The organism is Trichocoleus sp. FACHB-90, from assembly GCF_014695505.1.
In the GTDB taxonomy this organism is placed as follows: Bacteria; Cyanobacteriota; Cyanobacteriia; order Cyanobacteriales; family FACHB-T130; genus Funiculus; species Funiculus sociatus.
The window spans coordinates 36326-47049 of record NZ_JACJOK010000018.1 but is presented as its reverse complement, the minus strand read 5'-3'; the positions used below and the strand labels follow the sequence as shown (position 1 = coordinate 47049).

At 47.8% G+C, this 10724-nt stretch carries 9 protein-coding genes; 2 read left to right on the top strand and 7 right to left on the bottom strand.

Annotation, left to right across the window (positions count from 1 at the left end; genetic code table 11):
* Window positions 1–218 precede the first annotated feature (218 nt).
* On the bottom strand, window positions 219–2393 hold the full coding sequence (locus H6F74_RS04875) for a flavin-dependent dehydrogenase (protein ID WP_190437146.1): 2175 nt from the start codon (window positions 2391–2393) through the stop codon (window positions 219–221).
* A 297-nt stretch (window positions 2394–2690) separates the two neighbouring features.
* Between H6F74_RS04875 and H6F74_RS04870 the strand changes: the two genes are divergently transcribed.
* Both H6F74_RS04870 and H6F74_RS04865 read left to right on the top strand, forming a co-directional pair.
* Window positions 2691–2921, top strand: a complete 231-nt coding sequence (locus H6F74_RS04870; protein WP_190419923.1) for a hypothetical protein — start codon at window positions 2691–2693, stop codon at window positions 2919–2921.
* Window positions 2922–2988: 67 nt separating this feature from the next.
* Window positions 2989–3669 carry a phosphatase PAP2 family protein gene (locus H6F74_RS04865; protein ID WP_190437140.1) on the top strand — a complete coding sequence of 227 codons (681 nt, stop codon included), beginning with the start codon at window positions 2989–2991 and terminating at the stop codon, window positions 3667–3669.
* 133 nt (window positions 3670–3802) lie between these two features.
* Here the strand turns inward: H6F74_RS04865 and H6F74_RS04860 are convergent, their stop codons facing one another.
* The 6 genes from H6F74_RS04860 to H6F74_RS04840 form a co-directional block, all read right to left on the bottom strand.
* Window positions 3803–4345 (bottom strand): four helix bundle protein, encoded by a 543-nt coding sequence (locus H6F74_RS04860; RefSeq protein WP_199300839.1) that lies wholly within the window; start codon window positions 4343–4345, stop codon window positions 3803–3805.
* The gene (locus H6F74_RS04855; RefSeq protein WP_190437125.1) at window positions 4308–6476 is read right to left on the bottom strand and encodes a response regulator; all 2169 of its coding nucleotides are present in this window, start codon (window positions 6474–6476) and stop codon (window positions 4308–4310) included. The genes H6F74_RS04860 and H6F74_RS04855 overlap by 38 nt, the downstream gene beginning before the upstream one ends.
* 133 nt (window positions 6477–6609) lie before the next feature.
* A complete protein-coding gene (locus H6F74_RS29185) occupies window positions 6610–6960 on the bottom strand; it encodes an ATP-binding protein (protein WP_199300837.1) in 351 nt (116 codons plus the stop codon).
* 103 nt (window positions 6961–7063) lie between these two features.
* Window positions 7064–8140 carry a hybrid sensor histidine kinase/response regulator gene (locus tag H6F74_RS04850; protein WP_199300836.1) on the bottom strand — a complete coding sequence of 359 codons (1077 nt, stop codon included), beginning with the start codon at window positions 8138–8140 and terminating at the stop codon, window positions 7064–7066.
* Between the two features lie 77 nt (window positions 8141–8217).
* On the bottom strand, window positions 8218–8679 hold the full coding sequence (locus H6F74_RS04845) for a response regulator (protein ID WP_190437123.1): 462 nt from the start codon (window positions 8677–8679) through the stop codon (window positions 8218–8220).
* 168 nt (window positions 8680–8847) lie between these two features.
* Window positions 8848–10629 (bottom strand): sensor histidine kinase, encoded by a 1782-nt coding sequence (locus H6F74_RS04840; protein ID WP_190437121.1) that lies wholly within the window; start codon window positions 10627–10629, stop codon window positions 8848–8850.
* Window positions 10630–10724: the final 95 nt, after the last annotated feature.

Below are 10724 nucleotides of genomic sequence, written 5' to 3'. Positions count from 1 at the left end.
GTTTCTGATTACTTTAGCCCGTCGTTTAGGCTGTCGCACTGTTCCCGATTGTATCCGCGATCTTGCCAATCAGGTTCACCAGGTTTTTCTCTGGCTAACATGAAACCACCCTGCCAACCCCCCTTAAAAAAGGGGGGCTTAAGAAAAAGTTGTCTTAACGTTTCCATTCCCCCAACCCCCCTTTCCAAGAGGAGCTTAAGAAAAAGTTGCATATTGCGTTAATTCTTAATTAACAGCCTCTCGCCTCTCCAGGGCGATCGCTCTTGGCTTTTGGGACGACGACCCTGTTCAGCACTCAACGCATAACTCTGGGTCAGCAACCACAGCCACAAAGCCGGATATCGGTCTTCCAGCCAAGGTTGTAGGCGCTGGATGAAGCCGGGGAACCAACCCCCCAGCAACCAGAGATATACAGCATTCAGAGTAAAGCTGAAGTAACTGCCCAGCCAACGCAGGATATCCTTTGGCCCCGCAAGTTCCCAAATCCAGGGCAGCAAAGAGGGGTTTTGCCAAGCAGCTATTAGCGCTAGGCGATTAAAGGTCAGCCAATCCACTCGGTCTTTAATAAAAGTATCTGCCACCTCTGGTGGTTCCGTCGCCAAAAGTCCAAAAAAGGTATTCAGCATCGAGTTAATCCGTTGAGGTGGCAAATAACGCCCCGTGGGAACCATCATGCCTTTGGAAAAGAGCCAGGTGACTGAGACGTTGCTTTGATAAGCGCGAATCTGGTTTAATTGACGCGCCTTCAACAAATCATGCTTTAGTGCAGTATCCAAAAGCGCCGTCAAACGTCCCAAATTGCGGACTAAAGAGCCAAAACCAGTAAATACGAGAGGAGATTGCAGAGAAGCCGCATCGCCAATGCCAATCAGTCGGTCATAGGCGACAGTGCGATCGCTACCTCCCACACTAAAATGACCCGGAATATACCCAAACGTCGGCTTTTTCCAAACCAACTTCTCCATATCGCACCGACGATACTCCGGCAAAATTGTAAAGAAGTCTTCATACATCTCTAACAAAGAGCCGGGATTATCGGGATGCACCTGATGGTAATGGAACAGATAAATAGTAATTTCCTCACCTTCCGCCGGGAATAGCTCCCAAATCAGCTGTCGTCCCCGCGAGATATCCCCGTGACTGTTCAACACATCGCCATACTGGGAATCCCAAACCCCAGGCTCAAAACCACTGGCAATGACAGCCCCCACCGTAGGACAGACACTATCAAAAGCGCGATCGCCATTCAGCTGCCACGCAATCGGTGACGCAGTACCCATCGCATCCACCAGCAACCGTCCAGCCGCTTGTCGCGGCGATTGGCTAGGTAGATGTTTCGCCGAAACTACAACTTCCTTTTTCCCAACATCAGCCCGGATAAACTCCGTCTCATCCCAGATTTCGCCCCCAGAAGCCAACAGCTTTTCCCCGCACAGTCGCAGCAGTTTCTCCGAATCCAAACCCACATTCAGCACCGTTGGCGTATGCAAAATCTGTGCTTTCAGCTTAAGCGGATTGTTACCATCGAAAAATTTGTTAAACCCGTCTACATACTCTGCTGCGATAATGCTTTCAAACTCCGCAGGGGTAAACAAACCCAAATTAATTAAACTTTGGAACTCATCGCGGGAAATATTCCACTCCCGGTTCATCCGTCCGAAAGGCAGCCTTTCCAGCAGCAGCACCCGATAGCCGAGTTTAGCCATAACAGCCGCGTGGATGACACCCAAAGCACCACCGACATAAATTAAGTCGTAGCTGGGGATTGGGGATTGGGGATTGGGGATTGGGGATTGGGGATTGGGGATTGGGGATTGGGGATTGGGGATTGGGGATTGGGGATTGGGGATTCTCCCAGTCTCCCCTGAATCTGAAAACACTACCTGACGGGCTTGCTGCGGATTGCGGACACTTTCTCGCCAACGCTGCTCCCACCAGTAGACGCGGTTAAGGTCATACTCGCCATTGGGCATTTTCTGAAAGAATCTGACTGTTTCTGGGTAATAGGGAGCCAAAGCCTCGAAGATAGATTGCTGCGACAAATCAATCTTTGGTGGTTCTGGGTACTGGTGGGGAAACTGGCGTCTCAGGCCTGAGTTGAGTTGTTGCAGGATTTGTTTTTCATTGGGGACGCGATCGCCCCAACGAAAAACCTTCAGGTAAGTCGTCCGCTGTACTGACCAAACAAATATCGAGAGTTCGGTTTGCGGAATCTTCGCCGTTTCGCTTGTATCGGTGTTGTTAGTGTTGCCACCACCCCTAAATTGCAGCCTAATACCATCGGATGTGATAATTTTCTCACCCAAAGATAGATGCTCGAATTCCTGCTGTAACCAGACACGGACGGCGGCTGTATCCGGGGTAGGAACTTCTAAGTAACAAATTTCTCTCATATTGGTGATCTCCATTAGGGAACCTCTTACTGAGGAAGACAGAGTAAACAGGTGTCAAAGTGCGCTAAACTTCCGGATACGAATTGCTTAGAATTGATTAAAAAAGTTTACACAAAGCTCATTTTCTTAATGTAAAGGGTGCAACTGTTGTACGGGCGGGAAACCGCTCTTGACGAAAGCCCTGAGCGCATGGTAGAGGAGCCAGTTTCTAGGAAGGCAAAAGACAAAAAAAAGAATTTTTTTGTTTTTTGCCACCTCCTCCCCAGTCCCTAATCCATAATTTCCCGTCCCTACGCCATGAATTATCCCATCCCAGCTAGTCCCCAAGAAATTGTCGATTTACGTCAAAAGCCTGTCGATGAAGAGTTAGTCGCAGCCGCGATCGCAGGCGTGATAAATATTGCCCGCCAAGAAGGGCAGTCTTTAGACGAGTTAACTGCCCAAGTGCTAGCAGAAGATGGTCTGCTAGATCCGGCGCAAAGAAGCTGGCTTAGTGACATTGTTGCCCAAGCCTGGGCTAGTCTATAAAAGACTGGAACGTTAAAAAATCGTGAAGGACATCATCAAGCATATCTTCTCAGCTTTGCCGCAGTGGATGAGTTCTCGGCTGTTTGGTTTGATATTTACAATTCGAGCAGCAGGGTTATTGCTTGCAGCCTTGGCGCTGTGGGGATTTGCCCAGATCGCTGACGAAGTTTTAGACAAAGAAAGCCAATTTATCGACACGGCAATTTTACTGGCTCTCCAGCGTCTGCATACGCCGCTACTAGATCAAGTAATGACAGGTATCACCTTTTTCGGCGAACCGGAGTTGCTGCTAATCATCTGTCTCGGCTTCGCGGCTTGGTTGTTGCTGCGAGGTAATCGGTCACAAGCGACAACCCTCGGAATCGCCTCTTTGGGTGCCGTTGGCTTAAATTATTTGCTCAAAGACCTATTTGCCCGCGATCGCCCGGCGCTGTGGGATCGGATCGTTGATGTCCGCTACTACAGCTTTCCCAGTGGTCATGCAATGATTTCAATGGTCGTCTACGGCGCGATCGCTTACTTGCTGATTAAAAACTTCGGCAAGTGGAGCAATTTGATTATCATCACCACAGTTGCATTGATTTTCAGCATTGGTCTGAGTCGGCTTTATCTAGGTGTCCACTGGCCCACTGATGTCTTAGCTGGGTATGCAGCAGGCATAGTGTGGTTAATGACCTGTATCTTCAGCCTGGAATTCTGGCAATATCGCCAGGTAAGCAACTCAAAGACAGTAGCGCGTAGTGAATAGGGATTGGGGATTGGGGATTGGGGATTGGGGATTAGGGAATTGGGGATTGGGGATTGGGGATTGGGGATTGGGGATTGGGGATTGGTAAAAAGTCTTACCTAGTCCCTAGTCCCCAGCCCCTAGTCCCTAGTCCCTAGTCCCCAGCCTCCAGTCCCTTTTCTCTAGTACCTTGCTCCCGAATATACTGGTTTCCATATTCTTCACCGCCTTGTTGTTGGGAGCGGATGAAACGACAGTAGCCGTTAAGAGCTTTTTCAATTTGCTCTTGGATCTGCCTAACCCAGCTTAATTGTTCTGTAGTACAGTATCCGACGCTTTCAGCAATGATGAAAGCACTTTTGGTTTCAGCCAAGGAACCACGAGCAATGTAGAGAAAACGCAAACGATCTAAGAAGTGATAGCGTCCATAGCCCTCAGCGATATTCAATACCAGGCTACAGGCTGATCGTCGCAATTGATCGCTCAAATTATAGCGTTCGCGCTCTGGCAAACTATCTGCCAACCGATAAGCTGCCTTAAGTAGCTTAAGGCTATCTTGATAAAATTCTAAAGACTCAAAACCTTTTTCTCCGATACATCCTAATCTGTAATCTTTGTTCTTCCCCAGTCCCCAGTCCCCAATCCCCAATCCCCAATCCCTAGCCCCTAGCCCGTCCAACCAGGGACGCGATCGCATTCACCAAAATATCAGGATCAATTGGTTTGGGCAGGTACATCTGAAAGCCTGCGGATAGCGCCTGTATTTTGTCTTCTTGCCTGCCATAAGCCGTCAGCGCGATCGCTTTTAACATCTCACCTTGTCCCTTCTCTTTGAGCCTAATTTGGCGAATCAAATCGTAACCATTGGCCTTTGGCATTCCAATGTCACTCACAAGTACATCAGGCTGGAATTTTTCCAAAGCTTGCAAAGCTTCATCCACAGAGGAAACTGCTGTCACTTTCGCACCTTCCCCTTCCAGAATCATTACCAGCAAATCCAACGTATCAGGGTCATCATCAACACTCAGCACTTGTAACCCATCAAGTAATTTTGAATTTTGGATTTTGGGTTTTGGATTGTCTGTTCTCGGTTCGCTGGCTTTCCTGGCATCTATTATGGGGAGATTGACGATAAACGTTGCTCCCTGTCCTTCTCCTTTACTTTCTGCAAAAATAGTCCCGCCGTGCAGTTCCACCAGTTGTCGAGCGATCGCTAATCCCAAACCTAATCCATTGCGCGAGCGTGTAGTGGTACTATCTGCTTGGCGAAAACGTTCAAAAGCATACGGGAGAAACTCGGCGCTAATGCCTTCACCTGTATCGCTAACGGTGATCCGGGCGTAGGAGATTGGGGATTGGGGATTGGGGATTGGGGAAGATAATAATTCTTGTTTTTGGCTTTTACCTTCCTCTTTTTGAACCTCTGTTGAGGGAATCGCCTTTTGCCTTTCTATTTCCCCATGTTCTAAAGAAAGGTGGACTTCTACTTGTCCGCCTGGAGGTGTAAACTTGATGGCATTAGAAAATAGATTCCAGACAACTTGCTGTAAGCGATTCAGATCGCCCATCACCACGAATTGTGGATTTTCGACAAGGGGCGGATCGGATTTTGAATTGATGGGAATTGGGGATTGACTCTTGACTGGGGAATCTTCCACTCTCCCATCCCCTGAACCCAAGGGAGAATCCAAAATCAAAAATCGAAAATTGATTGATTTGGCTTCGGCTGATAACCGGACAGTATTGAGAGTATTTTCAATTACTCCCACCAGATTCACAGGTGATATCTGTAGTTGCATTTGTCCTCGCATCAAGCGAGAAGTATCCAGAATATCTTCAATTAACTGATTCTGCTGGAGGGCGTTGCGTTCAATAACTTCCAGACTGCGCTTTCTGGTTGCTTCATCGAAGTTGCGACTGCGTAGCAATTGCGTCCAACCTAAAATTGCGTTCAAAGGGGTGCGGAGTTCGTGAGAAACGATCGCTAGGAACTCATCTTTTAAGCGATTTGCCACCTCTAATTCTTCTGCGTATTGCCGCAGTTCTACCTCCCGCTGCTTGCGATCGCTAATGTCCACATCAACCCCGATCATCCGCCTAGCTTTACCCTTTTCGTCGGATAAAACTTGACCTCTGCCTACCAGCCAGCGAACGCTACCGTCACTCCTGACAACGCGAAATTCTTGGTTAAAGTTCGTTCTGGTTGATAAAGCATTGCTTATGCCTTTGTCAACTACTTCTCGGTCTTCTGGGTGAACGCAGGCGAGAAATGCCTCATAAGTTCCCTGGAAGCTGCCTGGAGCCAAACCAAATAACCGTTCGCAATCCTCAGACCAAATCACCTCACCTGTTAAAATATTCCAGTCCCAGCTACCCATCTGGGCAGCAAAGAGCGCCAATCTCAGCCGCTCCTCACTCAGTTGCAATTCCTCAACAGCGGCAGCATATTCCCGACGCATCTTTTGCTTTTCCAAAGTGTCCCGCACAGCGATCGCTAAACGATGCAGAGGTTTTCGTTTTAGGACATAATCGCTTAACCCGGACTTCATCCCCTCCACAGCAACTTCCTCGCTGCCGCTATCAGTACACATAATTACTGGGCAGTCTGGATACAAAGCTTTAATAGCATTTAGAAGTGTCAAGCCATCAGTCCAGCCCAGCTCGTAGTCTACGATTGCTAGATCGAAATTGCCCATTTGTAGCACTTTGTCAAGACTTTTGGCATCAATAGGCGAAGTAAATTCAAGCTGGGGAAACTCTTGCTGAAGTTGCCGCGTAACCAGGATGCGATCGTCTGGATTATCGTCAATTAGTAGTATGCGTAACATGGGGATTGGGGGCTGGGGACTGGGGACTGGGAATAACGAATCTTGAATGCTGAAATTTTTTTATTTATCCTTTATAGTTCATCATTCCTCATTTTTCCTGAGTCGTTAATTGCCCCCTGTAAATCTCCAGTAGTCACTTATTCTCTCTGAGTAACCTTACCCAAAAGCGGCTGCCCTGACCAACCTGGGATTCTACCCCTACTTTACCCCCCATCCGTTCTACTGCTTTGCGGACAATTGCCAAACCGATGCCAGTACCGGGGTAAGTTTCCTCACCGTGCAACCGCTCAAAAACTCCGAAAATTTGCGATCGCTTCTCACTGGAAATACCGATACCGTTATTTTCTACCCACAGGCGTACAAATTCTCCCTCTGTTTCTCCTGATATTCGCACTTGCGGCTGTATGCCAGGAGCTACGAACTTGATGGCGTTTGAGAGCAAGTTGACCACAACTTGTAGTAACGTAGTGCGATTACCCTGCACTACAGGTAATGCCTCTACTACACTTACCTGAGCATCTCGCTCTTTAAGTTCCCTTTCCAGTTGAGACAGCGCTTGTGCGACAACAAAGGAGAGATTAACAGGCTCAAGCTGTAATGATAGCGCTGCTCAATTGGCTATAGCTCAGCAAGTCCTGAATCAAGGTATTCAACTGCTCTGAAGCAGCCACAATGCGAAGAAGATAGTCCTCTGCGGTGGCATCAAGTTGAGGTATATAATCCTCTAACAGTAACTGAGCAAAGCCCTGAATGCCCCGCAAGGGCGCACGCAAATCGTGGGAAACAGAGTAAGCAAACTCCTTAAGTGAGGCGTTGACTTCCTCCAGTTCGGCGGTGCGTTCCCTGACTCGACTTTCCAAGCTTTCATTGAGTTGTCGTAGGGAATTTTCAGCCTGCTTACGCTCAGTAATATCTTCTAGCAAGCCTTCTATGTAAGTCTCATCTTCAGGGGTATTCAAAGTTTGAGTCAGTAAAAGCCATTTCACTTGACCATCAGCTTGTGGCAGTTGAACTTCACAATTTTGGAGCGTAGGTATATTAGTGGATCGACCATGATGCTCGCCATCCGCTAATTCAGAGGCAGGCTGGACACTTATTCCACAAAAGTCATCCAAAAGCGAACGCAAATTTATCCCTTGTTCTACTGCTGTCGAACTTAGCCCCAACAGACGCATGAATGCACTATTACTCTCTAGCAGACGACCTTCTGGAGTAGTCCGAAACACGCCGACGTTTAATTGATTCAGAAGAAACTGAAGACGATTTTCCAGACGTGCTACCTGACGCTTTGCCGTCACTCGTTCTAAAGCTGAACGCACGGCAACTGCAAGGCGGACGAAGTGCCTGGGAGATTTGATAATGTAATCATCTAAGCCAGCTTTCATGGCTTCTACCGCTATCTCTTCGTTCCCGGTATTGGTGAACATGATTACAGGGCAGTCCGGATAGCGGGATTTAATAATATTGAGAATTGTTAAACCATTGTCCCAGCGTAGCTGATAGTCTGTAACTACCAGGTCAATGCGATCGCTAACCATTGCTTGTGCCAAATCCTCTGCTGTGGCAACTTCCGTGATCCGCAGGTCTGAAAATTCTCGGTTTAGCTCGCGAGTAGTTAAAACCCTATCATTCTGGTCATCATCGATTAAATGGAAATGTAGCATTAGAAACTGGAGACTGGGGACAAAAAAGGCAAAAGGCAATCATGCCAAAAAAAGAATCTTCGCTTTTTCCCTTTTCCTTACTCGACTCCACTCAGTCGAATTTCTGGCTGTTCGTTCAACAGCAGCCAATACAACTTGAGGGTTTTCATCACTTCTATTAAGGCGGTAAGACCAATAGGTTTAACCAAATAAGAATTAGCCCCTAAGTCGTAAGCATGATTAATATCAATATTTTCTTGAGAGGAAGTTAAGATAATCGCGGGCAGACGCTTGAGTTCGGGTTGCTGCCGTAGCCATGCCAGAACTTCATGACCTGAGCGGCGAGGCAATTTCAGGTCTAATAAAACTAGCGTGGGTATGGGATAACGCTCTCGGTCGGCGTATTCACCGCTACCGCTGAGATAGAAAACGGCAGCATCTCCGTCACTGACGACTTGCATTGAGGCATTGGCTAAATTCGCCTTGCGGAAGGCACGCTGGGTAAGAAGAATGTCGTTAGGGTCATCTTCTACTAGCAAAATGGTATGTGTTGTGGTCATTGGGGGCTGGGGACTAGGGATTAGGGATTGGGGACTAGGGGCTAGGTACTGGGGGCTGGGGGCTGGGTACTGGGGGCTGGGGGCTGGGGGCTAGGTACTAGGGACTAGGTACTGGGTACTGGGTAAGATTCTTCCTCTTCCTCTTCCCCAATCCCCAATCCCCAATCCCTAATCCCCAGCCCCTCTTTTTAATTCAATCCAAAAGCGGCTTCCCTGTCCAAGTTTGGATTCTACTCCTACTTGTCCGCCCATGCGATCAATGCCTTTACGGACAATCGCTAAACCAATTCCTGTACCGGGATAAGTCTCGATTCCATGCAGGCGCTCGAAAACGCGAAAGATGCGTTGCTGGTGTTCGGGAGCAATACCAATACCATTATCTACCACCCAGAGGCGCACCCAGTCACCGCGCATTTCAGCGCTGACTTGCACTTCTGGTTGTACGCCCACATCGACAAATTTAATTGCATTCGTCAGGAGATTGGCGATCGCTTGAACTAAAGTAGGGCGATGAGCAATTACTTCTGGTAGCGGCGAAGTAATTGTAACTTGAGCTTGCTGTTGCTTTAAGTCACCTTCTAGTTGAGCGATCGCTTCTTTCATTACATCTGTTAAATTTATCACCTTCAGTTGCAAGTCAGCGCGGCTGAGTCGGCTATAAGCAAGTAAGTCTTGAATCAGATTTTCCAACCGCTGGGCAGAAGAAACAATGCGCTGGGCATACTCTTCACCCAGGTTGTCTAGAACATCGCCGTAGTCTTCCAGCAAAGCTTCTGCAAAGCCTTGCATCGCTCGTAAAGGGGCGCGGAGGTCATGGGAAACTGAATAAGCAAAGGCTTGTAGTTCGTCGTTTGCTTCTTGCAATTGCAGAGTGCGCTCAATTACCCGCTCCTCCAAAGTTTCGTTAAGCTGTCTAATTTCGGCTTCTGCTTGTTTGCGAGCCGTAATATCATTGAGCATCCCGACCATCCGGTTAGGATGGTTCTCGGCATCATACTGGAACCGCCCGAAAGAATTTACCCAGCGTATGCTGCCATCTGGCAAAAGGACACGATACTCAGTTTGAAAGTCCTGCTGATCTTTTCGTGATGTTTGTATGCCCGCCTCAACTCGTGGCAGGTCTTCAGGATGAACGCGGTCTGCCCATTCTTTGTAGCTTCGGTTCGGCTTGCCTGGTTCATAGCCAAAGATGATTTCGTGATAGATTGTCCAAAATATCTCATTAGTGGTTATATTCCAATCCCACGATCCCATTTTGGCTGCGTCTAGTGCTAAGGCTAGGCGTTCACTCTTCTGGCGCAGCTTTTGGGCTTCCTGTTGGCGTAGGGCGCGATCGCGTCGCATCAGATAGTACACTAAACTCAGCAGTGCCAAGCTGACAAAGGTGGCAAGGGTAAATGTAAGTATGGTTCGTTGGAGACTCGCTTTTGATTCTTTAATCCGAGAAACCAAAAGTTGATTTTCTATATTTTTCATGTCAGCGATTTGCTGACGAATGCCATCCATAATTTGCTTACCCCGGTTGGTTCGGACAACCTGCTGGGAAGCTTCAAAGCCTTGTTCTCGCCGTAATTGGATTTTTTGTTCGAGATCGATTAGTTTAAGAGCGATCGCACCCTCCAAGGACAGGATGCGCTGCTGCTGTTGTGGATTATCTGCGGTTAATTGCTTGAGAGATTTGATGTGAGTATTAATTTCGGCGATCCCACTCTGATATGGTTGCAGATACTGTTCTTCTCCCGTAATTAAATAGCCGCGTTGTCCGGTTTCGGCATCTTTTAAGGTGGAAAGTGTCGCCTCTAGTTCATTTAAAACCTGATAAGTATGACTTACCCACCGCTCATTTTCAAACACCTTTAGAATGTTGCGATAGGATACTACAGCATTGGTGAGGATAAGCACCAGTGTTACCCCAAGCCCGACTGTAATTTGTTGTGCAGATCGTTTCATGGCGGTAGACGGTGTTGCTTGACGCTTATACCATAAGGTTATCAAGTTGCGCGCAGGCGATATCGGCAGCATTCAATTTTTTTAATGTTGCCGAC

What these genes read in the sequence shown, in the direction of transcription:
- H6F74_RS04865 (WP_190437140.1), top strand. Translation starts at nt 2,989, where the DNA reads ATGAGTTCTCGGCTGTTTGGTTTGATATTTACAATTCGAGCAGCAGGG.
- H6F74_RS04845 (WP_190437123.1), bottom strand. Translation starts at nt 8,679, where the DNA reads ATGACCACAACACATACCATTTTGCTAGTAGAAGATGACCCTAACGAC.
- H6F74_RS04860 (WP_199300839.1), bottom strand. Translation starts at nt 4,345, where the DNA reads ATGCGATCGCGTCCCTGGTTGGACGGGCTAGGGGCTAGGGATTGGGGA.
- H6F74_RS04855 (WP_190437125.1), bottom strand. Translation starts at nt 6,476, where the DNA reads ATGTTACGCATACTACTAATTGACGATAATCCAGACGATCGCATCCTG.
- H6F74_RS04840 (WP_190437121.1), bottom strand. Translation starts at nt 10,629, where the DNA reads ATGAAACGATCTGCACAACAAATTACAGTCGGGCTTGGGGTAACACTG.
- H6F74_RS04850 (WP_199300836.1), bottom strand. Translation starts at nt 8,140, where the DNA reads ATGCTACATTTCCATTTAATCGATGATGACCAGAATGATAGGGTTTTA.
- H6F74_RS04875 (WP_190437146.1), bottom strand. Translation starts at nt 2,393, where the DNA reads ATGAGAGAAATTTGTTACTTAGAAGTTCCTACCCCGGATACAGCCGCC.
- H6F74_RS04870 (WP_190419923.1), top strand. Translation starts at nt 2,691, where the DNA reads ATGAATTATCCCATCCCAGCTAGTCCCCAAGAAATTGTCGATTTACGT.